The organism is Paenibacillus sp. EB106-05-06-XG162 (assembly GCF_058791655.1).
Genome location: NZ_JBYTDT010000002.1, coordinates 576,128 through 602,076, shown reverse-complemented (window position 1 = coordinate 602,076; position 25,949 = coordinate 576,128). Strand labels below are relative to the sequence as shown.

Sequence of the window (25,949 nt, the reverse complement as noted above, 5' to 3'; positions counted from 1 at the left end):
ATAGAGGTACAGGGACGGCTGAAAATGATTATTAAGTTGATTCATATAGGAGGATTCGCTGGATGCACCAAATTGAGCAGTTGTTCCATGAATACGGCTATTTCGTACTTTTTTTCGGACTCCTACTTGAGTTCATCGCACTGCCTTTTCCCGGAGAGACGACGATGGCCTTTGCAGGGTATTTGTCCTATATGGGCAAGTTGAATTGGATGATCCTCATCATTGTCGCATTTTTCGGTACTACGATTGGGATGACCATTACTTACTTCATCGGACACGCGGTTGGGATGCCCTTCATTCGCAAATACGGTAAGTGGTTCTTCCTAAGTACAGGGAAAGTTGAAAAAACAGAGAAATGGTTCGGCAAATACGGCAATGGACTTATCTTTATCGGTTATTTCATCCCCGGCGTGCGTCATTTCACAGGATATTTTGCAGGCATCATTCGATTGCCTTTCAGAAAGTTCGCGATCTACGCTTATACTGGCGCTTTGTTCTGGGTCATTGTATTCATCTGGCTCGGCAAATTTTTCGGACCCCAGTGGAACAGAATCTTCAAACTCGTCGAGCACAATGCGCTGTATGTTGCCATTGGCGTTATCGTCATTTTGGTGATTTTCGTATTGATTAAATATCGCAAACGGCTGTTTGGAAAATGAAATGAACGCTGAAGTGTCGGCTAACGAACCCAGCAGACCTTATTCGGCGAAAAAATGGCGATTTTCTGCTGTAACGAATCTCAGCATCGCTATTTTAAGAAAATGAGCCGTGAAACGCCCGTATTGGGTCAAATAAGCACTCTGGGATTCGTTAGCCCCCAAGTAGACTCCACTTCTCGGGTAATAAGCACTCTACGATTCGTTAGCTACAATGCTCTCGACAAAAAACAGGGTATGTCGATGACGTCGACACACCCTGTTTTCTTTGGATCATTTATGTTTTCATCTGCTTCACGGTTTCCAGTACCGCTTCCACATGCCCTTTGACGCGCACTTTGCGCCATTCCGCAGCGAGTCTTCCCTCTTCATCCACTACGAACGTCGAACGGACGATACCTTCGAACTCATGGCCGTACAGCTTCTTCCACTGCCAGACACCAAAGAGCCGACTAACCTCATGCTCCGTATCCGCAAGCAGCAGGAATGGCAGCTCATTTTTCGCGATGAATTTCAAATGTGCCTTCGTCTCGTCGCCGCTAATCCCGATGACCACCGTATTATGCTTAGCGAACTCCCCGCTGAAGTCGCGGAACTCACACGATTCCTGCGTACAGGCCGGCGTTGAGCTTTTCGGATAAAAGTAAATCACAAGCTTCTTCCCGCGATAATCATGCAGCGAGACCTGCTCTCCGTTCGATGCGGGCAGTGTAAAATCAGGAATGCGTTGTCCTATTTGCAAATCTGCCATTCTATTCCCTCCTTACTCATTTGACCGTTGCTACATCATCCGCTCCGCACCTGAATCGTACTTCCGATCGGCTGTTGTCTTCGGATTTCTTGATTGGACTGAACCTCACAAGGGTGAAATCCGAAGACAAAGGCGAACGCTATCGCTTCTCCAGTACGATTTCAGCTGCTCCGCTCCGTGCTCCTAGATTTGTAAGTTCAATAAAGTTAAAAAATCGAGATTTCAGCACCGAGAAGATTGCTTGAAGCTGAAGAAGGAGTAGCGGAGTTTAGGGGAAACCTAAATGAGCAACGGACTTCGAAGCTGAATGCAATATTCGATGCAGAAAATACTTCTTTGAAAAATCATCGTGATCAAATTTCGTTTTTTTAACTTCCTATCTTAAGACCCGGCGCCGCGGTATTTGCGCACGCCGTAGTTCCAGAACAAGATCCCCCCGGTGAGGAACACGATCCCCATCACCGGCGTCAGCAGCGCGAACGACTTCGTGATCTCCTGATCGAGGAAATACGATGCCGGATAGACGCCGACGAAGGCGAACGGTGCAATCCAAGTCAGCACGACTTGAATCAGACGATTATAGATCGTAATCGGGTAGCGCCCGTACCCTTGGATGTTGAACATCAACGGCAGAATACCTGTCGGTGCATCGGAGAAGAACGAAATCGCCGTTAAAGCCGTATACACACCGGTATAGATCATCACGGAACCGATGACCATGACGATGAGCACCAATAACTCCACGATTCCGAACGGAATATCGAGCTGTACCCAGCAGATGCCGAGAATGACCGCACCGACGAACGATCCAATGATGGATGGCGGATCGATATTTTCCAAAATCACCTGAAAGAGACTATGTGCGGGACGCGTCAGGACGCGGTCCATCTCCCCTTTGACAATATAGCGTTCACTAAAGCCCCATAAATTAATGAATGACATGAAGATCCCATAAGGGATCATGAAGTACCCATAGACGAACACCACTTCTGCTTCCGACCAGCCGCCGAGCGAGTCGGTATGCTGGAAAATGACCAGAATAAAGATCAGATTCGTCGCTTGGAACAATAAGTCCGACAGCACCTCGACCCAGAAATCTGCACGATACGTCAGCTTCGTCTTGATATAGTTCTTCATATATTCCCAGATTAACGATGTATAGAATACCATGCTCTAACCCCCCTGTACGAACAACCGATGCCGCGCGCTGCGCCACATGAGGAAGATCGGAAGAATTAGAATCGTAAACCATAACAGCTGGACCCCTAGAACTTGCCAAATGCCTGTTCCTTGAATCCGTCCCGTGAACACCGAACTCGGCAAGAACGTAATCGCTTGGAACGGCAGGAACTTCATGATGCCGGACAACCAGCCCGGGAATAAGCTAATCGGCACGATCACGCCAGAGAACAGGTCAACAAGCACGCGTTTCATCCGCATCATGCCTTCGTTGTTTTCCACAAAAAATGAGAGCAGTCCGGTGAAAATATTAATTTGCGAATTAATTAAGAAGCTCATTAATAACATAAAAAGAAAGGCTGTCCATGCCGCAGGATCGGTCGGCAGCTTCACGGGGAACAAGAGGCACGCAATGATCATCCCCGGGCCCATGAAGAGCAACAGGCGGAACAAGCCCTCGCCAAGACCTTGCATCATTTTGACGAAGACGTAGTTATACGGACGTATGAACTGAATCGCGACACTGCCGTCCCGAATGTCGTTCGCAATCTCCCGATCCAAGTTATTGAAGTAAAATGCACGGGCCATCCAAGATACCGCGACATAGGTCGTCATCTGATCAGCGGTGAACCCGCCGAGCGTCTGCTGCGACCCGTAGATCGCCTGCCAGGTGAAATAATAGACACCAATATTGAGCGTATAAATGAGAATGCCGCTATAATAATTGACGCGATAAGCCAGCATCATGAGGAAGCGAATACGGATAAAATCGAGATAAGCGCTAAACATTCGACACCTTCTCATCACCCAGCAAATGCAGCTTCGACTCCTCTGCAGACCCTGACTTATAAATCTCGCGAACGATATCATCGGTATTCGTCTCGATAATCTTAATGTCCGTAATCTCCGTCGTGCCGACGACGCGGCTCAGCACATCCGATACGTTCACTTCGAGCGGAATCCATACTTTGGCGGTATATTCGTTCTCAATGGACCAAGCTACCTCAAGCCCAGCGGTCAAGAATTGTAGCTGCTCCAGTTGGAAAGGTGCTGCGAATTGGAACTGAACCTCGCGTCCTTTACCCCACTTCGCCTTTAGCTCATCCAGACCTCCATCGTAGATAATTCGCCCATCATCGAGCATAATGACGCGCGAACAGAGGGCTTCAATATCTTGTAGATCATGTGTCGTGAGCAAAATGGTCGTCTCATAGCGCTGATTCATCTGCTTCAGGAATTCCCGAATCTCCGTCTTCACGACAATGTCGAGACCAATCGTTGGCTCATCCAAGAACACGATCGATGGGTTATGCAATAAGGAAGCAACGAGCTCACAACGCATACGCTGCCCGAGACTAAGCTTCCGTACTGGGCGATTCAGCAAGTCCTGCAACTGTAGGCGCTCGACAAGCTCATCCAGACGCTTCTTAAATTCTGCTTCGGGAACGCGATAGACTTTACGAAGCAGCTGGAACGACTCGATCACACCGATATCCCACCATAACTGACTCCGTTGACCGAATACGACACCGATCCCACGTACGAACTTCTCACGCTCTTGATAAGGAACGAAGCCGTTCACCCGAATATCGCCAGAGGTCGGTACGAGGATCCCCGTCAGCATCTTAATCGTTGTCGATTTACCTGCGCCATTCTCGCCAATATAGCCGCAAATTTCGCCTTTCGGAATCTGAAAGGATATATCTTTCACCGCACGGACCTTGGTATATTCACGACGGAACAAGTCCAGCATCGCGCCCTTGACGCCTTCACGGTTCTTCTGCACATTAAATTCCTTGCGCAAATCTTTTACATCTATGGCTAACACGATTCTAGCAACCTCCTGGTACAATGCCTAAAAAACGACAATTCATTTGATTTTTCTCCAAAAAAAAAACTATAATGTAATGATACTTTAAATAGATCATCTTGCAAAACCATTTATTATTCTTAAAATTCATAGAGAAGAAAGGAATGAAGGCAACATTTTATGAAAAAGATGAGCAAACGGGCAAAATGGATTACCTACTCCAGCATTACAATACTTGCTATTGTACTGATTTTTGCCGGCATCTATGCGTACCGCATGTACAAAGGTCTCGACAATATGAACAAGAACCCAGAGGACTCTATCTTTAAAAATAATACGCAAGTCGAAGAAATCAAGCCTCCGGAATGGACAGGCACGGAGCGCGTTAACATATTACTCTTAGGAGGCGATTCCAGGGGGCTCGCGAAGAATGAGGTTCCTCGTTCCGACTCCTTGATGATTGCATCCGTTGATCCCGTAACGAAAAAAGGAACGCTATTCTCCATCCTTCGGGATACGTATGTTGATATTCCAGACCATGGCAAAGAGCGGATCAATGCCGCGCTAGCGATTGGCGGACCGAACCTTGCGATGAAAACCGTTAGCGATGTCATGGGAATTCCGATTCAATATTATGTCTATGTTGACTTCAAAGGCTTCATTGCATTGATCGATGCGATTGGCGGCATTGACTTCGAGGTTGAGAAAGATATGAAATACAGCAGTAAAGCGGATAAACACGAATATGATATTGATCTGAAAAAAGGGATGCAGCATCTCGATGGGAAATCAGCTCTCCAATATGTTCGATTCCGTCACGATGCGATGTCTGACTTTACCCGAACGGAGCGTCAACGCGAGTTCTTGAAAGCCGTCGCTGCGAAAATGCAATCGACATGGTCGATTATGAAATTGCCGGATATTCTCGAGCAAGTGAATCCGTTCATCGAGACGAATCTCACGATCGATGACATGTGGAAACTCGCAGCCCTTGGTTATGATACGAAGGTCGGCAGCAGTGTGCAAATTCCTCCAATGGATATGATTGCTGAAGAAAAAGCAGGCGGCGCAGCCGTCATTGGCGTCAAAGATTTCGATAAGTTGAAGGAATTCGTTCAAGAGACATTCACGAAAGACAATGCACCTGAGCCGCCAGCAACGACGGGCGCAGGTGGAAAAACGACAGACACAGGCACAACGAACGGAACAACGGAGAAGACAGATTCGAATGCCAGCACATCTAAGAAGTAACACAACACAGACACTATATATTCGAAGTCTTAAGGAGAATATGCAATGAATCGAGAACGTTCAGAACATTGGTATCAAGAAGCTTTAACCCATATCGTAGGCGGGGTGAATAGCCCTTCCAGATCCTTCAAGGCCGTTGGCGGCGGCGCTCCCGTCTTCATGGAACGCGGTCAAGGTGCTTATTTCTGGGATGTTGACGGCAATAAATATATTGATTACTTGGCGGCCTACGGCCCCATTATCGTTGGTCATGCACATCCGCATGTTACGGAAGCCATTACACGCGCAGCACAGAACGGTACGTTGTACGGTACACCGACGACGCTTGAGGTCGAATTCGCAAAGATGCTGAAGGATGCGATCCCTTCCCTCGATAAAGTGCGTTTCGTCAACTCAGGGACGGAAGCGGTTATGACAACCATTCGTGTGGCGCGTGCCTATACGAAACGGAATAAAATCATTAAATTCGCCGGTTGTTACCATGGGCATTCCGATCTTGTGCTTGTCGCTGCGGGATCCGGCCCTTCTACGCTGGGAATTCCTGATAGCGCAGGAATTCCAGCTAGTATTGCACAAGAGGTCATCACGGTGCCGTTCAATGATCTGAACGCCTTGGAGTCCGCGCTTGAGCGCTGGGGCGACGATGTCGCAGCCGTGATGGTCGAGCCGATCGTCGGCAACTTCGGAATGGTCATGCCTGCACCAGGCTTCTTGGAAGGCCTCTGCCGTATCACGCGGCAGTTCGGCGCGCTGGTCATCTATGACGAAGTCATCAGCGCGTTCCGCTTCCATTACGGCAGCACGCAAACGTTCGCTGCGTTCGATGATTTTGCCGCGATCGAGCCGGATTTGACGGCGCTCGGCAAAATCATTGGCGGCGGCCTACCGATCGGTGCGTACGGCGGCCGCAAGCACGTCATGGAGCAGGTCGCACCGCTCGGACCTGCTTACCAAGCCGGCACGATGGCGGGCAACCCAGCCTCCATCGCTGCAGGGATTGCATGCCTGCAAGTCCTGCAGGCACCAGGCACGTATGAGCGTATGGATGCACTTGCCAAGGCGCTCACAGTCGGCCTCGAAGACGCTGCGCGCAAGCACGGCGTACCTTTGACCATTAATCGTATTCGCGGTTCATTCTCTACGCATTTTTGTGATCATCCTGTGACAAACTATGAAGAAGCACAGCAATCCGACGGCGAGCTATTCGCTCAGTTCTTCCGTGGTATGCTGTCCCAAGGCATTTGCCTCGCTCCTTCAAAATATGAAGCCTGGTTCCTAACAACCGAGCACACAGAGGATGACATCGCAAAAACGATTGAAGCTGCTAACACCGCTTTCTATCACATGTCCGTCCGATAATTCGCCAATGTAACATCAAATTGTTATCTTTGGAAGATTGAAAAATCGTGGCTTGTGTGATAGGATAGAGACAATTCAATACGTCTCCAAAGGGGAGTAGCAAGTAACAGTAAAGTCGTCATTACGGGAATCGTCTTCCCCGGCTTTATTGGCAACGATCATGTTGTTTGCGAGACCTTTGCCACCTATGGTAAAGGTCTCTTTTTTATTGTCTAGATTAGACGCCGTTACCATAGAGGGTAACGGCGTTTTTTATTATATCTTTATTGGAGGAGTTGGAATTATGGATTTTTTCTCAATGGAGTTTTGGTCAGCATTGCTCGCAATCGTCATGATCGACCTTGTTCTCGCAGGCGATAATGCCATCGTTATTGGTCTAGCGGCGCGTAACTTGCCAAAGGATAAACAGAAGAAAGTGATTATTTGGGGGACCGTCGGTGCAATTGCCATTCGGGCCGCAGCAACATTAGTTGTCGTCTGGTTGCTCAAAATCCCAGGCTTGCTGATTGCGGGGGGACTCGTCCTTCTCTGGATCGCCGTCAAGCTGATGGTCGAGGAGAAAGAACACAACGTCGAATCCGGTCAGAGCCTCTGGGCCGCTATTCGAACGATCATTATCGCAGATGCTGTGATGGGTCTCGATAACGTGCTCGCTGTCGCAGGTGCAGCTCATAACAGCTTCTTGCTCGTCATTCTTGGACTCGCGATTTCGGTACCAATCGTTGTCTGGGGAAGTACGATTGTCTTAAAGTTCATGGAGAAGTATCCGATTATTATTACCATCGGTTCAGCGGTCCTCGGTTGGACAGCGTCGAAGATGATCGTCGGCGAATCGTTCATGAAACCATTCTTCACGAATCCCGCGATCAAATATGGATTCGAAATTCTGGTCGTAGCCGCGGTCGTCATTACTGGGCTTCTCATCAAACGTCGCAGAGCTGGCGTCAAGCCGCATACAGAACCTCAAGCATAGGATTAGAAAGGCATCTCATGCACTAGAAAGTCTAGTCATGCGGTGCCTTTATTATGTTCACTTATCTTTCTTGGTGAAGGTAGGTTCCGAATCCAACATCATAAGTGACTTGAATCCCTTCCCCGCTGCTCGCAGCAAAGTGCTGTTCATAATACGCACACATCGCTTGAAATAACGCACGACTACCGCCTAAACTGTCCGTTTGCTTCACCGCATTTGATGCACCGACTCGCTTCACGCTATGCAAGAACGCCATGACATCTCGATAGGTGAGGATGTACTCCTGCTGATCCCAACGAAATAAGCCCTGATCACCAAACATCTGCTGCCAATCTGATCCGTTCGGATAGGATTGCCCATGCGGTATCATTGGTAGTCCAAGCTTAGATTCAGCTGCGGCGAAGGATCGGTGTAATTCATGAAATGTCTCGCCTGCGAACGTAGCAAAAGCGAACAACCCGTCTAGGGCTAACAATTGCTGCAAGGATCTACAAGTTCGCTGCGGGTCATTAAACCATTGGAAAACCGCAGACGACACAATAACATCATATGTGATTTTCTGCGAAAGGTGAGCCTTCTGGTCTTGCAACTTTTGTGCGCACGCCCACTCCTCCGCATCTGCGATGATGAAAGTTACATTGGATGCATCTTCCCCTAACCGCTTCCGCGTCTCTTCGACCATACGCTCGGAGAGATCAAGCGCCGTGATGTGCGCCTGTGGGAATAACCGGCTGAGCTCTGCTGTAACAATCCCTGTTCCGCAGCCGATTTCTAGGATTCGCGACACGCTCCGTCCCTTCGCCCAGTCTGACACATAAGCAAGCAGTCGTTCTGCCATCCACCGCTGAACGACGGCGTATTGGTCATATTGCCCGGCATGGCGGTCGAAGTTGCGGCGGACTCGCTCTTTATCCATTTGTAATGTTGTTCCCATCGCAAAGTCTTCTCCTTAATGTTGTTAAAAATAAACCCCGTTGAACATGAAAAGGCATATGCCCTGCATTCGATACATATGTAATCTGTTCAGCTGGAAGATTCGACGGTATAGCGCCAACTGGACACACATCATCTCGCGTGCCATGAATCCAATGTAAATTCACCGGTTGCTGCATTAACTTCATCCAGTCTTCGTGCAAATCGGTATCGAGCAAATATTGCAGCCCCGCAACCAAGCCTGCCTCCGTATAATCATGCGGCATCGTATGACGATGACCATCTTCCTGCGCGTCGATCAGCTGCGCCCGTTCTTCATCAGTAAGCAGCGAAGCTTGAAAGGCCTTCACTGTCGCCTCCGGCTCCACTGCCATCTTCTTGCACATCCGTTCGACGACGCGTCTTGGCCAACCTTGCTCTCGGTTCGCCGTAACGAACTGAAGCGACGAGGCAACAAGGATCATCGACCCGAGTTCCCTTGCCAGCCCATTCAGATCATCATGCGCTAACGCCTCAATCCCGAGCATGCCGCCCATCGACCAGCCGATGATATGAAGATCCGCTGGCTTCGTGGATTCGAGGATACCTTGAATGTCCTCCTGCACGGCCTTACGAAAGTCCTCAACCGTATAGCAAGTTTGGAAGCTAGCAAACGAATGATTGAACTCCGTTAACTCCGATACGACATCCTTCCACACCTCCGACGAAGTTCCATAACCATGAATCCAATATAAATGCTGCTCCGTCATGTCATATCAACTCCATCTGCTGGCCAAGTTCAATCATGCAATGGGCCGCCCAATCCAAATCTTGTTCCTTATGCGTTGCCATTAACGTGAAACGGATCCGGGATGTCCCTTGCGGCACGGTAGGCGGCCTAATCGCCACAGCTGCGATTCCCTCCGCTTGCAGCGCCTCACTATAGGCGATCGCCTGAGCATTATTTCCTATCATTAGCGGTATGATCTGACTCTCACTTGCTCCCGTATCGAACCCTGCTGCCTGCAATGCGGTGCGGAATTGCTGTGTCCGTGCCAGCAGAGCCTTGCGCCGCCAAGCTTCTTGCCTAGCACGCAACCAATTCGCTCGCACGGCATAAATAACCATTGGCGGTAGGGCAGTATTGTAAATGAACGTGCGTGCACGATTGAGCAGGAATTGAATCAAGATCGCATCTCCCGCAACATAAGCACCACAGCCCCCATAGGCTTTGCTGAATGTTCCCATCTGTACTTCCACGTGATCTTGCAGCCCCATCGTATGGACCAAGCCTTGCCCTTCGCTACCATAGATCCCGCCGCTATGGGCTTCATCCACCATCAACATGGCTCCGTAACGATCCTTCAGCGTAACAAGATCATGAAGCGGTGCGAGCGTGCCGTCCATACTGAAGATGGTATCCGTGACGATCAGTTTGCGTGATTCCTTCGGCGCTTTCTTCAGCTGGCCCTCCAGTTGGTTCAGATCCCGGTGACGATAACGCACATGTTCCGCACGACTTAACAGAATCCCATCCACAATACTGGCATGATTCAACCGATCACTGAAGACGCAGTCATGCCTTCCTACGAGGGCAGGAATAATCCCCATGTTCGCCATATACCCGCTGCTGAACAACAGACATCGCTCCGTTCCTTTGAAGGCAGCAAATTCTTGTTCGAACTGCTCATAAATCGGATCATTCCCTGCAACAAGCCGAGAGGCGCCTGCTCCAGATAGGGAATTCATATTGGATAGTTCCGATCGATCTGCCGATTCGGACGCAAGACCCAAATAATCATTGGAAGCCAAATTGAGCATTCGCTGCCCTTGGCGTTCCAGAAAGCCTCTCGGATGAAGCTTCGTTGCCACCAACTGCCGGCTCAGATGCTCCCCTTGCAATCGATCCAGTTCCTCCTGCATCCATCCCCACTTTCCAACATTTATAGCGCACATAACTCAATCTCAAAGCCCATATCTTCGATCATGCGATGATCGTCTGTTGCCTCTTGACCCTCTGTCGTCAAGTAATCACCGACGAAGACCGAGTTCGCGGCATACAGTGCGAGCGGCTGCAGCGATCTTAAATTGACCTCGCGACCACCCGAAGCACGAATCTCCTTATCCGGACAGATGAACCGGAACAGCGCAAGTACTTTCAGACAGTAGCGTGGATTCAAATGTTTAAGAGATTCAAGCGGTGTTCCTGGGATCGAATTCAAAAAGTTAACCGGAATGGAATCGGCATCGAGCTCACGAAGCGCGTAAGCGACATCAACAACATCTTCCTTCGACTCGCCCATCCCAACAATGCATCCTGAGCAAGGAGACATCCCGGCTGCTTTGGCACTCTCAACCGTCGTTACACGATCATCGTAGGTATGTGTTTTCGTAATGCTCGAGAAATGCCCCGAACTCGTGTTCAAGTTATGATTGTAGCGATCAACCCCCGCTGTCTTCAGACGATTCGCTTGATCCTGTGACAGAATGCCAAGGCATGCACAGATCTTCATCGGCATCGTGGATTTGATCTCTTCGACAGCGGCAATAACTTGATCTAATTCACGAGGCGTCGGTCCCTTGCCACTCGCTACGATACAGTAGGTTCCTGCCTGCATCTCCATCGCTTTACGCGCACCATCGACGAGGACATCCTTCTCAAGCAGCGGATATTTCTTCACCGGTGCTGTGGAGACAATCGATTGGGAGCAATAACCGCAATCCTCTGGACATAGCCCGCTCTTTGCATTGATGATTAGATTCAGTTTTACTTTCTTGCCGAAATAATGCTTACGCACACGGAATGCTGCATGCATAATTGCGAGCAATTCATCATCGTCTGCGGTAAGTACTGATAATGCTTCTTCTTTTGTTAACCGTTCTCCATTTAAAGCCTTGTCGGCATATGTATTCCAATCGATTTTTGTTAGTAATTCGCTCATTTCAATTCCTCTCCAATCCAATAAGTTGATGCAAATTCACACGTTCAGCAACAGTTGCGGCCCAAGCCATTCGCCATGCATCGTCAGCCTCTTCAGTCATCCAAGGCAAAATCCCAAGCACAGGAACATCCCCGAACGCTTCAATCATCATCGCGTTGTCTTTGACATTCGCTTCTTTCCCATCTTGATATCCATTCAGAATGATGCCTGCGATCTCGACCTCTGCCTGTCTTGCATACGCAATCGTCTGCAAGGCGTGATTCACAGTACCTAACCCCGCTCTAGCTACGATCAACAAGGGAAGCGCTAAATCCTTCGCCAAATCTAACATCAGATGCTGCTTGGTTAACGGAACGCCTAATCCGCCAGCCCCTTCCACCATCCACATGCCGCCTTGTGCAAGCCTTGTCTTGCCTTCCTCAACCAAGTGATGGTAATCCAGCGTTAAACCGCTTCTCCGCGCCGCGATCCAAGGGGCTAAAGGATCAGGTAAAGTAATCGAAACGATATCTTCTTCCTGCTGATTCCCGATCCGGCTTCCATGCCGTAATCGATAGCTATCCGCATTCTCTTCTCCGACGCTTACCCCCGTCTGCACAGGCTTCCACATCCTCACATCGTCGATGCCGAGATGGTGCGTTAATGCCGCAGCAACGCCGTAAGCCACTTGCGTTTTACCGACATCGGTATCGGTTCCTGTTATGAATAATCCTCTTCTGCTGTTCATCGCTAATGCACCTCATATTGTCGTCTATGAAATTCTAATTGTCAACCAATTATAATGTATTAGGTTAACAATTAAAATAGACAAAAACTTCCGTTCACCACACGTACCCAGTGCAATGACGGAAGTTCTTCGGAATTATGGATTAATAAATACCGTATGTGCTTTAGTCCGATTCTCAATCTGGAAGCCTAATCCGTCAGCGAGCAGACGGAGTGGAACATAGGTTTTCTGTTCTTGCCCAACCTTGAGCAGGAAGGCTGGAGCATCTACGACAAGCTGTTGCCCATTCACCGATGCAGATTTCGAGCCAATCGGCAGTGTCAGGACGCGGTCGCCATATGTAATGGTTGCGGTTGATGTTTTGTTATCCCACTTGGAGGTTACCCCCATCGCATCGACGATGTCTTTGATGGCCACGAATGTCCGATTGTTCCTTACCGTTGGCAGGTTTTTTGTTGCGAGCTCTTGCCCTTTCACAACAATCGTCGTCGCTCCTGTGCTGTCTGGTTTCGGTTCACGATAGGTTCCCCAGATCGACTCTGCGAACGACTTCGCCATCAACTCATACCCTTTTTGCGTCGGATGAATATCTTGTTCCATCAAGTTAGTATGTGTTAACTCACCTTCTCTGCCTTTGAACAGTTCGGCAACATGTGCGACTTTGATCTCCGTCCCGTCATCCGAGAGGGCCTTCGTTATGCCGTCTATGGTGCTTGTAAATTGGTCTGCGATACCCATCAATTTCTGATACAACGCTTCACGCTGGTATTTCGGCAAAGGCTGATATTGATCTGCGATAATAATCGTCGCCTTGGGATTCATCGTCTTAAGCATTTTTACCGTTTCCGTGACATTCGTTGTGTACTGCTCGATCAGACCATCAACCAAACCTTTAGCCTTGTCATCTGCCAAATCACTCATTTCGTTCAGTAAAGCACCAAAATCATTACCACCGATCGTAATCGTAATGACATTGGCTTGGTCAATATCAGCTTTGGCCTGTGCAATGCCTTGCTCGATTGAAGCAGCCCGCGGATCTGCTGCGATGGATTTAAGATCGGCATACTTGAACGTCTGACCGGATTGAATCGCCTTCACGTAAATACGCAGTCCTTCGCTCGTTAACCCGAGAATGCCATAATTGCTTAATTTCGCTCTGCCCTTGTACAATGCTTGCTCCAAGACCCGATCAACGAAGCCATAAGGAACGGGGTTCTTCTCCTTGAGCAGCTGCGGCTCGAATCCTACGGTGAGTGAATCGCCGAGTGCGACATAACGCAGCTCAGACTCAGCAGCTTGAGTATCCTTCGCCTCTACTGCACTTCCCGCAGGAATGGCCGCGTAGGCACCACCCGCCCAGCTCATGCAGAGCATACATGCCATCACTGCCACCGCGATAGCTCTACGCTTCGTTCGTGGTTGATATTTCATTACATTTCACCTCGACACCAATCTATGAATCTATCGATTTATTATACCATAATCAGGTTCTGCTTTACTTATGGTCTGCCATGAATGACGCCGCAACATAGCCAAATGTCATTGAAGGCCCCAAGGTCGCTCCCGGCCCTGGATATGTCTCTCCCATGACGGCGGCAGAACAGTTGCCTGTGGCGAATAGACCAGGGATCGGTAACCCAGCCGAATCTAGGGCACGCGCATACTCATCCGTTACGATACCGCCTTTCGTACCAATATCGCCCGGATAAATTGGTACAGCATAGTATGGACCGTTCTCAAGTGGAGCCAAGTTCGGATTTGGGTAGGTCGGATCGCCATAATAACGGTCATAAGCACTATCGCCGCGATGGAACGCTGTATCTTTGCCCTGCCGCGCATCGCGATTAAATCGTTCGAACGTTGCTGTCAGCTTATCGGCAGGCACCCCCATCGCTTGAGCCAGCTCAGTTGGTGTATTTCCTTGCTTGATGAAGCCATTATCGAACCATTTCTTAGGGAATGGCTGACCCGGGAATAATCCTAAGAAAATATACCGGCTCTTCGTCGTCTTATCGATAATGATCCATGACGGTGTCGTTCGTGTTTCCGGCTTATCGTTCTTATACATCTGATCCACGAATTCATGATAAGGCACCGCTTCATTCAAATAACGTTCACCCGCGCCATTGACGACCATCATGTTCGGTAGCGCACGCTCTGCGACTAGGAAATACGGTGCCTGACCCGGAGGTATAACCGAAGGCGCCCCCCATACCCGATCCATGAGATCCAGCGTAGCACCAATACGTAACGATGCCTCGATCAAATCGCCTGTCTGCCCTTCCGAGGCTGAAGTCCATTTCTCCGACGTCGGAAGCGGAAGATATTGCTCACGCATTTTCTGGTTGTGAGAGAATCCGCCCGAAGCCAGGATCACGCCTTTCTTCGCTTCAATTCGCATCTGCTTGCCATCCCGCACAGCAATAAGGCCGACAACACGCCCATCGTCCATCACATAGTCTTGAAAAGCCGTCTTCACCCAGACTTCTCCCTGCACATCCATTAACGATCTACGCAGTCGGCCGATCAATGCTTCACCAAGTGAAGACAGACGAGCACCTGTTACAACGCTTCGAATTAATCGCATACCGAGTTTCAACGAGGTTTTTTTGCCCACCCATGTTCTTGTAATCATATTTACTTTATGAAATTCAAAGGCATTCATGACAATACCATACGTTGGCAGATTGGCGCGTCGCATATTCTTCCGTTCTTCACCGAGTTTGTTCAGATCGAAGATCAGTGGTTCTACAGAACGTCCTTGCGGAAATCCACCCGGCGCTTCTGGATAATAATCGGAATAGCCCGGGATGTACTTGAAGCGAACATGCTCCGTATTATCGTGCAAATAACGCACCATCTCCGCACCGCGTTTCACATAAGCCTCTTTCCGAACCTTCGGTACACGATCTCCAACCGTAGCATCCAGATAAGCTTGTGCTTTCTCCCACGTATCGCCTAGACCCGCTTCCGCCAAATAGTGATTCGTCGGTACCCAGATGGCCCCGCCCGATAAGGAGCTAGAGCCACCGAATAAAGCGGTCTTCTCAATAACAAGTGCAGACAATCCCTTCAATCTTGCTGTCAACGCTGCCGCTAATCCCCCTGCACCCGAACCTACGACGACGACATCATAGCTTGCATCCCACGTATTACCCATCGACCGATCTCCTTTCAATAATGTATACGCTTACAGAAAATGATGGAATTCAACAGCGTTGCTGCTGAATCCGATTGAATCGCTAATCTTGATGTGCATCAATCAGCTTCTTATAAATGCGGAGCAATTCTTGCACTTCGGACTCCGTCAAATCTTTCATGAGGCTATCAATCATGATGGTCCGCTGCTCTTGCAATTCGAATAACACTGCTCTACCCTTCTCCGTGATTTCGAGCATAACGACACGCCGATCATCCTCTTGCATGACACGCTTCACTAGCTCGTTCTTCACCAGTTTGTCGGTCATCACGGTGACACCGCCAGAGGTAATCGCAAGCGTGTTCGCGAGTACCGTCGCACGTTGCGGCCCTTCCAACTCCAATATTTCAAGCGCCATAAAATGCGTGTGAGGTACATTCATGGTTGTACGCTTATTCCAATCCGTCATCCATCGCCGTCCAAGGACGTTATACATGCTGTAAATGTGATGAATATCTTGCTTCTGGATGCGGTCCACCCTCTTTCTGCGAGTCAAAAAAATATCTTACTAATAAGAATTCTACTCGTAAGATAAATCGTTGTAAACCCATATTTTTCTAAATAATACACTTCTCACAGCTAACATCGGCACGTGAAGAAGCGGTCTCTGTATGAGACCATCCAAGTACTCGTCAAATCGATCCACACAGAAAAAGGCACTTTACTTCATCGATATCGATGAAGGAGTGCCTTTTTTATCCTACGCGCTAAGCGTTAATATTTACCTGTCTCTCTTTGCCTTTTCCCCCCGTCCAAATCCAGATACTGCTCACGACTAACACGGCCAGATAGAGATAGGATCCATATGGCAACAACGTGCTGCCAAAGTGTACTACGACGAACGGGACGATCATAAGCAGATAAGGCATGATCCCCCACCCAGAGGCTTGCTGGGATTCTGCCATGGGCTCCGAGAACGGCAGCGACTTGGACATATATTTGTAGCACAGGCTCGTATAGACGATCGCATTCAATATGACGATGAAGAGATCGAGAATGATATGGCCTCCGAACAACGCGATGAAGATGATCGCCTGCACCAGGAACACAGGCATGAACATTCGCAGCAAGACCGCTTTGGACACCGCGCGATGGAATGCCGTAATATCTTGAACTGGAGCCACATGATAGATCCAAGCCCCCTTATGTCGACCAGAGAATCTCGCCATTGCGATACAGGTCGGGATAATCGTTAGACCGAAATATATCGTATAGTACAGCGAACTCGAGCTCAACTCCGCGAACCCCCCGCTCCGCAGCGTATTGAAGAGTAGAATAAACGGCAGTATGAAGGCGATCCCGAGCGATGGATAGACTTTGAGTTTAAACTCCCGCTCGCTCCCGAACATTCGGAGTACAAACCGGAAGAAAGCTTGCTCTTCCCGCGATGTACAGAGCACCTTCGCCAACGCGTGCAGCACAGGGCGGCGCGTTCCTCCTCCGCCTTCCCCTTGGTAGGTCAACTTCATGAGATGCTGCTCGAACCTCGGGAGCGTACGGATATAGACCGCCACCGCAAGAATCGGAACGCAAATCGCGAGGATCGTCATCGCAATCAAATACGAATCTGTCGCTCCTTGGAGCAGCGCGAACGGCGCCGCGTACCAAATCGGCGGGAGCAGCATGTTCCACCACGCCGGCACCCATTCGAAATCGATCTGCACCAGATCGAAGGATCGAATCACAATCTGATAACCAATGACGAGTCCGACGGAGAGGCCTATTTGCACATAATTAATCATATCCTTCAGCTTCTCGCCATCAAAGATTCGGAGTACGCCGAAATAGACCAGTGCAGTAAGAACAAGAATGAGTAGATCCAGTAGAATAATCTCTACGAGAAAAACCACCCCAAAGAGTACACCGTACCGGATGATTGACACAATCCATACCGGCGCCATCAACACAGCGGTGATAATGACCAGATAATTGCCGATATGGAGCGCTTTCGCCATACTAATCGTTCGCGGGTGGACAGCCTTCGTACTCAGAATGGACTTATCCCGAACATCGAGCAGCACCGAAGAGAAATCGGAGATCATTGAAGTCGTCATCATGAACAACATCATACTGAAGATAACGCTCATCTGGAGCATCGGTTGGTTGCCGAGCATCAGGAACGGAATCATCATGCACCCAATAAACCCATACACTACTAACGATTTGCCAAAATAGTTCGTCTCCGTCAGCATATCGTCCTGCTGCTTCTTCTTGGACATCATCGTGAGCACCGTCGGAACTCGCCGACGATCCATCAGAAGCTTCACTTGTAAAATTTTGCGCATGACAGGATAATCAACGCCTACCTTCGCGAATAACCCTTGGCAACGATCTAAGATCTTCAACACTCTGAATTCCTGCATCGCTACACCTCTTGCACGATGGATACGAAATCCTCGGCAATCGATTTGTGCTCGTGAAAGCCTGTCAGTTCATTGAAGATCTCTTCCAAGGTTCCTTCGTGATTGCGTTCCTTCAGCTCATCGAATGTCCCGTCTGCGACGATCCTTCCGCCATTGAGCAGCACAATTCGGTGGCTAATCTTCTCAACGACGTCCATAATATGCGAGGAGTAGAAGATCGTCTTCCCTTGAGCTGCTAGCTGCGCCAGAATTTCTTTGACGACCATGACACTATTCGCATCAAGCCCACTCAAGGGCTCGTCTAAAAATAGCAAATCCGGATTATGTAACAAACTGGAGATCAACATTACCTTCTGCTTCATGCCTTTGGAATACGATGCGATCGGCTTATGAAAGACATCTGCCGCTAGGCCGAACTGCTCCATCAATCTGCTTGCTTTGCGATTCGCATGCTCCCATGACATCCCATACAACTCGCCAATAAACGTTAAATATTCACTCGCCGTTAAATTGTCGTAAATATCTACAACCTCAGGTACGTATCCGATCCGGTTCCGATACTGCAGATCTCCATTAGCAATATCCTGACCGAACAATTGAATTTCGCCCAAATACCCCGTTACAAGGCCTAACATAATCTTCACCGTCGTACTCTTGCCTGCCCCATTCGGCCCAATATATCCAATGATCTGCCCTGGATAGACATCAAGATCAATGTTCTGGAGTACGGTTTTGGTCCCATAAGCCATATATAAATCACGAATAGATACTACGGATTGTTCTGTGTTCATCCCCAAATCCCCTCTCACGCCGTCCGCATAGACAAAAAAGCAAAGAAACGTAAGCCTCTTTGCTCTTCTGGTGCGCTATTCTTTGTCTTTCACATACCGATCATATCGACCGTCGACTTCCTTCGCCATGCTGCGGAACTTCTTCGTCTCTTCTCGAATGGGATCCAGCTCCGTCTGAATTCGAATTTCGTATTTCGGAGATATTTGTGCGCGTTCTTGCGCTTTGCGATCAACCGCTTCCATCTCGCCTTCAGTCAACATGTCGCTCAGCTGCTGTTCTAGTTCTTGAGCCGATTGGTTTTGACGTTGTTTATCCATGTTTCAGAACCCTTCCTTTGTCTACTAAATATGCGTTGTTCTGCAACTTACTACGCATATAGTCTTCACCGGACTAGCTCAATCGATGTGTGAAATTAACGATCTAACCCTGTTACATTGGCTTCTGCCAGCACCTGTTGCAACTCCTCATGGATATGACCATTGGTTGCCAGGACATGACGCACCCCAAGATGATACGGATTGCCTGCAGTGTCCGTCACCTTGCCACCGGATTCCTGAATAAGCAATACGCCAGCCGCCAGATCCCAAGCATTCAAATTCAACTCCCAGAATCCGCTTAAGCGTCCTGTCGCCACGTAAGCAAGGCTAAGCGCGGCAGATCCAATCGTACGAATGTTGCGAACGCGCGGTGCAACCGCTTGAATACCTGCCAAATTGAGCGGCAGCAATACATCTCGGTCTGTTGGGAAACCTGTTGCGATCAGGCTGCTCTCAAGATTCTCTTCTTGGGAGACCTTCATTCGCACGCCATGAACATAGGCTCCCTTGCCCTTCTCCGCGACGAACAACTCATCACGCGCCGGATCATAGATCACGCCTACAATGACTTCCCCTTTATGCGCTAACGCAATGGATACCGAATATAGCGGTAATCCATGCACGAAGTTCGTCGTTCCGTCGATCGGATCTACGATCCACAAATAATCGGACTGCTTCACTTCATTCAATGCGGAAGTCGCTGCAGCTGCGCCGACACCCGTACTCTCTTCACCTAGAAAAGAGTGATCGGGAAAATGTGTCATGATTAAGCGGCGAATGAGTTTTTCTGCGCCTTTATCCACTTCGGTCACTAAATCATGCGACGAGGTTTTTATATCCAATTTTTCATAGTTTCCTAATTTGCTCTTAATCCATTCTCCTGCCTTCGCAGCGCAATTAATGGCCACGGCGGTAAAACTTTTACTGCTAACCACATACGGCTCTTGGTTCGTTTGATTCAAGGCTATCACTCTACTTTCCTATTGAATCTCCTATCCATATACAAAGTATACGCTCTAGGGATCAGCAAGTTTCGTCACGATTACGATATGCGCGCAAAATCCAACTCATGCACATCTCAAGTGATCATTATGGTTACGGCCTGTAGCCTGAGAGCAAAAAAGTCCGTTTCTCCTAAGCGTCTCAAAGGCGCTATGTTGTAGAAACGAACTCTTGAACTTGAATGGCGAAACGCTACACGCCTACGATGTGGAACCCACCATCGACATAGATCACTTCGCCTGTAATTCCGCGGGATAACGGGCTAATTAAGAACATCGCCGTATCACCAACTTCAGCCGTTTCTGTCGTACGACGAAGCGGTGCTTTCTCTTCCACTTCACGCAGAATCGAGTTGAAATCTTTAATCCCTTTCGCAGCAAGTGTACGGATTGGACCAGCCGATACCGCGTTCACGCGAATGTTGTATTGACCGAGGTCATTGGCAAGGTAACGAACGGACGCTTCAAGCGCTGCCTTCGCAACACCCATCACGTTGTAGTTCTTCATGGCACGCTCTGCACCAAGATACGTCATCGTCATGATGCTGCCGCCCTCTGTCATTAACGGATACAATCGCTGTGATACCGCAACAAGCGAGTACGCGCTAATGTCATGTGCTAACGCAAATCCAGCACGGGATGTATTCGCGTATAATCCTTCAAGCTCTTCCGCCTTCGCGAATGCAATACTATGTACGACACCGTGAAGAACGCCGAATTCTTCTTTTAGTTGTGTTGCGAGGGTATCAATTTCCTCATCCACCGTTACGTTGCATGGAAGTATAACTGAATTCGGGATTGTAGCTGCAAGCTTACCTACCCGTTCCTGTACCCGTTCACTCTCATATGTAAATGCTAGACGTGCACCTTGCGCCGCTAAGGATTGTGCAATCGCCCATGCGATACTGCGATCGTTAGCGACACCCATGACTACAATATTTTTACCTGCTAATAATTGACTCATTTCTTCCTTTTCCTCCTCTCACCGATTCCTAGCTTGTCCATTCTTCGAATCGTACCAGCTAACAACCAGTCCTTTGTCCAAATTACCTTATTTACAGGCGAATTTCAAGTATTTTATACGTTATATGGTTGTTTTACCAAATTATCCCTCAATCTCAACGCTAGCTTGATCCTTTATCGTAACGCCATCATTCGTATATTGCTTCAGATCGTCCATAAGCTTGAATAGCGCACCATCCTTCATCTTCGCTTCAATCATCACATCCAGATGCGTCGTGATTGGAGCAATCGCCCGCATAAAGTGAAGCAGCGGCTCGACTTGCACATAATCGGCATGTCCTCGAAGATCTTTATCACTCTTGGGGCTCGATACATGAATTTTAGGCGGCAGCACTACATGTTCCTCACGCCATGTCGCGTGAATACGCGGCCATAGATCTTGGGGCCGTTCGCCTTCATTATTCACCCATTGATGATGAATATCGAGCACCATGGGCAATCGAAGCTTCTCACTAATCTGAAGAGTCTCTACCGCATTAAATGTCTTATCATCATTTTCTAGGGTCACTCGCCGCTTTAGTGTGGGGTCAAGCTTGGAGAACTGATGAATGAACCGTGCGCCTGCTGTCGCTTTGTCCCCGTATGCACCGCCAATATGAATATTATTTTTCGCGCGATCATCCAATCCCATTGCATCAAGCATCCTAACATGATGCGTTAGATCGCGAATCGAATGACGAAGAACTTCTTCTCGTGGGGTACTAAATACGGTGAAATGATCGGGATGGAAAGACAGACGCATGCCTGCTTGATTCGCATAGTCGCCAATGGCCGAGAATGCTGGCTTCAGATAGGGGAAAGGATCCCAATCCTGAAGGGATTGATGTGTCGCAAGGGGGATCAGTTTCGATGACATCCTGTAGAGATGAATGTCATGCATTCGGTTATGCTTCAGCAGCCGCAGCGTATTGTGCAGGTTCTCTTCTGCTATTCGTTCTAATCGACGGTAACCCGCTTCGATGTCACCCAGCTTCTCGAACTGCTTGTAGGTCATCGTCCGCGAAGGCGATGCGTTCTTGATGACCGTAGACATCGCGACGTAGCCGAACCGAACCTGCATTGTCTTCTTCACCGCGTGGGCCTCCTTATCGTACGTTGAAATTCACATACTTCTAAGTGTGCCCATATCCGGTTACTTTTTACCAGGATCGCCAAAAAACATCTCGTACGCGAGCGCCGTCTGCACACGCGCTTCTTCATCATTCAACTTGCGGATTAACTCCATCTCCACCTCGGTCAATTCTTCCCCTTGGAAGTTGATCTCTGCAATGGATGCAACGATCTTCACGATCGCAATGGCTTGGTTATCCGGTGTATATGCAATGACCTTCTGACCTGTCGGGAATACGCGGAATCCGCTCTTCACCATTTTACCGCGGCCGTATTCTAACAGCTCGTACAATTCTTGCTCCGATTTGAACTTGCACACTGAATTAAACTCCGTCTGAAATCCCATTAATCGTTCCTCCTTAGAATATGGTTAAAAATAGAGCAGGGAAGCGAACACCTCCCTGCTGCTATAAATACGTTTATTTTAAAATTGACCCTTACACAACCGTCTGTGGTTTGTTATTGCCGAAATCGATCTGCTGCTTCTCTTCAAAACGTTCAAGCGCGAGCTGGATCAATGTATCTAACAGTTCCTGATACGGTACACCTGTCTCACGCCACATGAGCGGATACATACTGTAAGGCGTAAAGCCCGGCATCGTATTCACTTCGTTAATCATGATCTGGTTATCATGTTTCTGCACGAAGAAGTCAACGCGCGATAGTCCCGAACCATCGATCGCCTGGAACGCACGAATGGCAAGTGAACGAAGTTCCTCTGTCAGCTCTGGCGAAATGTTCGCCGGAATCATCATCGAAGAATTCCCGTCCGTATATTTGGCTTGGTAATCATAGAATTCACTTGAAGACGTAATCTCACCTGGTACCGAAGCTCTCGGCTCCTCATTCCCAAGTACGCTAACTTCAATCTCACGCGCATCAATGAACTCTTCTACAATGACTTTACGGTCGTAACGAAGCGCAAGGTCGATGGCTGCTACGAGCTCTTCCCGGTTACGCGCTTTGGAGATGCCGACACTGGAACCAAGATTCGCCGGTTTGATGAAGCATGGATAACCTAGCGATATTTCGATCTCCATCGTATGATAGCTCGCGTCTTTCTCCCATTGCTTGCGTGTGAAGTAACGATACATACACTGCGGCAATCCCGCCTGAGCGAACAATTTCTTCATGATGACCTTATCCATACCCACCGCAGAAGCGAGAACCCCTGCGCCAACGTATGGCACATTAGCAATCTCGAACAATCCTTGAATCGTACCGTCTTCACCAAATGTACCATGAAGCAGTGGGAACATCACATCAACACTCTGTACGCCGCTGCTTCCTACTGATTGACTAGCATCCGAGAACAAAGGCATAATCGCTGATCCTGCCGGTTTATTCTTATCTGCTTCATACTGCAACAATCCTGAATGCTCTACCGGCGCTTGTAGGAGCGGACCATTCCGCCATTCGCCGTCTTTCGTTATATAGAAAGGCACGATCTCATATTTGTCGTAATTAAATGCCTTCATCACTGCAAGTGCTGTGGATAAAGATACTTCGTGCTCGCCTGATTTGCCTCCGTAGATAAGACCTACGCGTATTTTCTTTATGCCGCTCATGACTTTCCTCCGCAATAGAACATGTTTTGTAGCCCGATTGGGCCCTTTATTTCATTGTTGTTAGACATTAGAACCAATCTATAATATGAAAAAAACGATATTGTGTACGCTCCGTATGAGCATATGAATCCCGGTAATCCCAGTAGCGATGTCTGCTATTCGTCGTGTGCGCATTAATAAGCGGCATTCCGCCTGCATCAAATGCTGTGACGATCGCGCTATGTTGGTAGCGACCATCACCATCCCAATCATAACTAATGACATCGCCTAGCTGTAAATCCGACGGCCGTTCCACGGGAGCAGCTTGCAAATACGAATCGCTATGATTCAAATAGTTGTTCAGTGCATTGGCGACAGCCCAGCTGTAACTCCAAGCTTCCTGGTTGTTCACCATACCCCGGTACCACCAACCTGTCTCTCTTTTACCAGTATAGTGGATTGGTCCCCCCCCTGCAACGAGACATTGTGAGATATAATTCGTGCAATCAACTTCAAAGGCTAGAAATTCCGGGTTGTTTCCGTTCCACCACTGATCCGCATATTGCACCGCACGTTCCCTCGCATAAGGCTTCGCACGCCAAGATTTGGGCATCCCAAGAACATCTGTATTTAAGAGAGGGATTGATGGGATATGCTCGGATGTCTGCTGTTCAGGGTGACTCACAATCTCCTCCTTCTCCGTTCTTCGTTCCTCGGGATGACGCTCAGGAATGTTCTGCTCAATGCGGGTAATAATCCACGTGTTGCCATCCTTGTTCAGCGTAATGCGCTCTTGTTCTAATCGTTCTTCAACGTGGGCAATATGGCGTTTCTCATAGATTCGGCGTGTCTGAAACTCCAGATCGACGACGACCTCCCCTTCACCTTCACGTGTCCGCAGCAGCTTCGTCCGCGTCTCATTGCGAAGCGGCGTTGACTCCCGCGCTTGATACCATTCCTTTAGCATATGCATGCGGTTGCTTTTGCGCATTAAATGATCTAAATCTGTCACCACAACTTGATCTGCGGGCTGCCTATAATCGATTTCTGTGCGGTTGAATTGATTCACATAGGAATAAAGTGCATTTTTCCAATCTTTTCGCATACCAAAGGACCTCCCCAAAGATTTTTACCGTAAGCAAGGTTGGTTCAGTATATGACATGCTGGGGGGAAATATGAGGATGAGATGGGTGTGCTCAAATTGAAAAGCAGATGGCTGACTTCTACATTGGCGCGTTGGGGAGGGGTGGATATAGGGTTCCAGCCGCTGTTGCTCCTCCACCCCATATCTATCCCCTCTTCGGAGTTACGGTGTGCGGGGTGCCACTTTTCAATTGAGCGCATCCATTGAGGGGGGCTGGGGGGAGCGGCGTGCCGTAAACAACTGCATTTCTGCAGTTGTTTACGGCCATCGGGGCAGCAGAGGGCGAATTAACTGCGTTTTTGCAGTTAATTTAGCTACTTGGGGGCGCGACGAGCGAATTAACTGCATTTTTGCAGTTATTTCGTCCACTTGGGAGCGTAATGAGCCAATTAACTGCATTTCTGCAGTTATTTCAGCCACTCGGAGGCGTGACTAGCCAATTAACTGCGAATTTGCAGTTATTTCAGCCCCTTGGGAGCGTAACAAGTCAATTAGCTGCATATCTGCAGCATTTCAGCCACTTGGGGGTGCAACGAGTCATTTAACTGCATTTTTGCAGCTATTTCAACCACTTAGGGGCGCGACGAGTCATTTAACTGCATTTTTGCAGCTCTCACTTGGAGACGCGATGAGCTAATTAACTGCATTTTTGCAATTATTTCAACCACTTGAGAGCGTAAAGAGTCAATTAACTGCGTTTTTGCAGCTATTTTAGCCACTTGGGAGCGTAATGAGCCAATTAACTGCATTTCTGCAGCTATTTTAGCCACTTGGGAGTGTAACGAGTCAATTAACTGCGTTTCTGCATCTATTTTAACCACTTGAGAGCGTAAAGAGTCAATTAACTGCGTTTTTGCAGCTATTTTAGCCACTTGGGAGCGTAATGAGCCAA

At 48.6% G+C, this 25,949-nt stretch carries 27 protein-coding genes; 5 read left to right on the top strand and 22 right to left on the bottom strand.

Annotated features, from left to right (window positions below; all coding sequences use genetic code 11):
- Positions 1–62: 62 nt before the first annotated feature.
- Complete coding sequence (locus tag AC3WU2_RS08575) at positions 63–659, top strand: DedA family protein (RefSeq protein ID WP_492453151.1); 597 nt, start codon at positions 63–65, stop codon at positions 657–659.
- Between the two features lie 274 nt (positions 660–933).
- Here AC3WU2_RS08575 and bcp read toward each other — a convergent pair whose 3' ends face one another.
- The 4 genes from bcp to AC3WU2_RS08555 all read right to left on the bottom strand — a co-directional run bounded on the left by bcp (position 934) and on the right by AC3WU2_RS08555 (position 4,414).
- Complete coding sequence (gene bcp / locus AC3WU2_RS08570) at positions 934–1,407, bottom strand: thioredoxin-dependent thiol peroxidase (protein WP_492453149.1); 474 nt, start codon at positions 1,405–1,407, stop codon at positions 934–936.
- Positions 1,408–1,788: 381 nt separating this feature from the next.
- The gene (locus tag AC3WU2_RS08565; protein WP_018754923.1) at positions 1,789–2,577 is read right to left on the bottom strand and encodes an ABC transporter permease; all 789 of its coding nucleotides are present in this window, start codon (positions 2,575–2,577) and stop codon (positions 1,789–1,791) included.
- Positions 2,578–2,580: 3 nt separating this feature from the next.
- The gene (locus AC3WU2_RS08560) at positions 2,581–3,375 is read right to left on the bottom strand and encodes an ABC transporter permease (RefSeq protein WP_492453147.1); all 795 of its coding nucleotides are present in this window, start codon (positions 3,373–3,375) and stop codon (positions 2,581–2,583) included.
- Complete coding sequence (locus tag AC3WU2_RS08555; RefSeq protein ID WP_379344866.1) at positions 3,368–4,414, bottom strand: ABC transporter ATP-binding protein; 1,047 nt, start codon at positions 4,412–4,414, stop codon at positions 3,368–3,370. Before AC3WU2_RS08555 ends, AC3WU2_RS08560 begins: the two co-directional genes overlap by 8 nt.
- Positions 4,415–4,585: 171 nt before the next feature.
- On the opposite strand from AC3WU2_RS08555, the gene AC3WU2_RS08550 reads away from it, so the two are divergent.
- The 3 genes from AC3WU2_RS08550 to AC3WU2_RS08540 all read left to right on the top strand — a co-directional run bounded on the left by AC3WU2_RS08550 (position 4,586) and on the right by AC3WU2_RS08540 (position 7,979).
- Positions 4,586–5,647: an LCP family protein gene (locus AC3WU2_RS08550; RefSeq protein WP_492453218.1), complete on the top strand. Its 1,062-nt coding sequence runs from the start codon at positions 4,586–4,588 to the stop codon at positions 5,645–5,647.
- Positions 5,648–5,692: 45 nt separating this feature from the next.
- Complete coding sequence (locus tag AC3WU2_RS08545) at positions 5,693–7,006, top strand: glutamate-1-semialdehyde 2,1-aminomutase (RefSeq protein WP_492453144.1); 1,314 nt, start codon at positions 5,693–5,695, stop codon at positions 7,004–7,006.
- 283 nt (positions 7,007–7,289) lie between these two features.
- A complete protein-coding gene (locus AC3WU2_RS08540) occupies positions 7,290–7,979 on the top strand; it encodes a TerC family protein (protein WP_314587313.1) in 690 nt (229 codons plus the stop codon).
- A 61-nt stretch (positions 7,980–8,040) separates the two neighbouring features.
- On the opposite strand, the gene bioC is transcribed toward AC3WU2_RS08540, so the two are convergent.
- The 17 genes from bioC to AC3WU2_RS08455 all read right to left on the bottom strand — a co-directional run bounded on the left by bioC (position 8,041) and on the right by AC3WU2_RS08455 (position 25,017).
- A complete protein-coding gene (bioC, locus tag AC3WU2_RS08535) occupies positions 8,041–8,913 on the bottom strand; it encodes a malonyl-ACP O-methyltransferase BioC (RefSeq protein WP_492453142.1) in 873 nt (290 codons plus the stop codon).
- The gene (locus AC3WU2_RS08530) at positions 8,888–9,661 is read right to left on the bottom strand and encodes an alpha/beta fold hydrolase (protein ID WP_492453140.1); all 774 of its coding nucleotides are present in this window, start codon (positions 9,659–9,661) and stop codon (positions 8,888–8,890) included. Before AC3WU2_RS08530 ends, bioC begins: the two co-directional genes overlap by 26 nt.
- A 1-nt stretch (position 9,662) precedes the next feature.
- Positions 9,663–10,814 (bottom strand): 8-amino-7-oxononanoate synthase, encoded by a 1,152-nt coding sequence (gene bioF / locus AC3WU2_RS08525; RefSeq protein WP_492453138.1) that lies wholly within the window; start codon positions 10,812–10,814, stop codon positions 9,663–9,665.
- Between the two features lie 20 nt (positions 10,815–10,834).
- Positions 10,835–11,833 carry a biotin synthase BioB gene (gene bioB, locus AC3WU2_RS08520; protein ID WP_492453136.1) on the bottom strand — a complete coding sequence of 333 codons (999 nt, stop codon included), beginning with the start codon at positions 11,831–11,833 and terminating at the stop codon, positions 10,835–10,837.
- Between the two features lies 1 nt (position 11,834).
- The gene (bioD, locus tag AC3WU2_RS08515; protein ID WP_492453134.1) at positions 11,835–12,560 is read right to left on the bottom strand and encodes a dethiobiotin synthase; all 726 of its coding nucleotides are present in this window, start codon (positions 12,558–12,560) and stop codon (positions 11,835–11,837) included.
- A gap of 135 nt (positions 12,561–12,695) precedes the next feature.
- On the bottom strand, positions 12,696–13,991 hold the full coding sequence (locus tag AC3WU2_RS08510) for a stalk domain-containing protein (protein ID WP_492453132.1): 1,296 nt from the start codon (positions 13,989–13,991) through the stop codon (positions 12,696–12,698).
- Between the two features lie 64 nt (positions 13,992–14,055).
- Positions 14,056–15,720: an FAD-dependent oxidoreductase gene (locus tag AC3WU2_RS08505; RefSeq protein ID WP_492453130.1), complete on the bottom strand. Its 1,665-nt coding sequence runs from the start codon at positions 15,718–15,720 to the stop codon at positions 14,056–14,058.
- 82 nt (positions 15,721–15,802) lie between these two features.
- On the bottom strand, positions 15,803–16,237 hold the full coding sequence (locus AC3WU2_RS08500; protein ID WP_492453128.1) for a MarR family winged helix-turn-helix transcriptional regulator: 435 nt from the start codon (positions 16,235–16,237) through the stop codon (positions 15,803–15,805).
- Between the two features lie 229 nt (positions 16,238–16,466).
- Positions 16,467–18,122 (bottom strand): hypothetical protein, encoded by a 1,656-nt coding sequence (locus tag AC3WU2_RS08495; RefSeq protein WP_492453126.1) that lies wholly within the window; start codon positions 18,120–18,122, stop codon positions 16,467–16,469.
- 2 nt (positions 18,123–18,124) lie between these two features.
- Complete coding sequence (locus AC3WU2_RS08490) at positions 18,125–18,913, bottom strand: ABC transporter ATP-binding protein (protein ID WP_492453124.1); 789 nt, start codon at positions 18,911–18,913, stop codon at positions 18,125–18,127.
- A gap of 75 nt (positions 18,914–18,988) precedes the next feature.
- The gene (locus tag AC3WU2_RS08485; protein ID WP_379344838.1) at positions 18,989–19,231 is read right to left on the bottom strand and encodes a hypothetical protein; all 243 of its coding nucleotides are present in this window, start codon (positions 19,229–19,231) and stop codon (positions 18,989–18,991) included.
- Between the two features lie 95 nt (positions 19,232–19,326).
- Positions 19,327–20,193 (bottom strand): inositol monophosphatase family protein, encoded by an 867-nt coding sequence (locus tag AC3WU2_RS08480; protein WP_379344836.1) that lies wholly within the window; start codon positions 20,191–20,193, stop codon positions 19,327–19,329.
- A gap of 232 nt (positions 20,194–20,425) precedes the next feature.
- A complete protein-coding gene (gene fabI, locus AC3WU2_RS08475) occupies positions 20,426–21,196 on the bottom strand; it encodes an enoyl-ACP reductase FabI (RefSeq protein ID WP_492453121.1) in 771 nt (256 codons plus the stop codon).
- A 141-nt stretch (positions 21,197–21,337) separates the two neighbouring features.
- Complete coding sequence (gene uvsE, locus AC3WU2_RS08470; RefSeq protein WP_492453216.1) at positions 21,338–22,315, bottom strand: UV DNA damage repair endonuclease UvsE; 978 nt, start codon at positions 22,313–22,315, stop codon at positions 21,338–21,340.
- A gap of 72 nt (positions 22,316–22,387) precedes the next feature.
- On the bottom strand, positions 22,388–22,711 hold the full coding sequence (locus AC3WU2_RS08465) for a hypothetical protein (protein ID WP_492453119.1): 324 nt from the start codon (positions 22,709–22,711) through the stop codon (positions 22,388–22,390).
- Between the two features lie 91 nt (positions 22,712–22,802).
- The gene (locus AC3WU2_RS08460) at positions 22,803–23,933 is read right to left on the bottom strand and encodes a D-alanine--D-alanine ligase (RefSeq protein ID WP_492453117.1); all 1,131 of its coding nucleotides are present in this window, start codon (positions 23,931–23,933) and stop codon (positions 22,803–22,805) included.
- A gap of 67 nt (positions 23,934–24,000) precedes the next feature.
- On the bottom strand, positions 24,001–25,017 hold the full coding sequence (locus tag AC3WU2_RS08455) for an amidase domain-containing protein (RefSeq protein WP_492453115.1): 1,017 nt from the start codon (positions 25,015–25,017) through the stop codon (positions 24,001–24,003).
- A gap of 420 nt (positions 25,018–25,437) precedes the next feature.
- Here AC3WU2_RS08455 and AC3WU2_RS08450 point away from each other — a divergent pair, with 420 nt between their 5' ends.
- Positions 25,438–25,602, top strand: a complete 165-nt coding sequence (locus tag AC3WU2_RS08450; RefSeq protein ID WP_492453113.1) for a hypothetical protein — start codon at positions 25,438–25,440, stop codon at positions 25,600–25,602.
- Between the two features lie 27 nt (positions 25,603–25,629).
- Here AC3WU2_RS08450 and AC3WU2_RS08445 read toward each other — a convergent pair.
- Positions 25,630–25,949 (bottom strand): hypothetical protein (locus AC3WU2_RS08445; protein ID WP_492453111.1); only part of this gene is annotated, 320 nt, incomplete at its 5' end.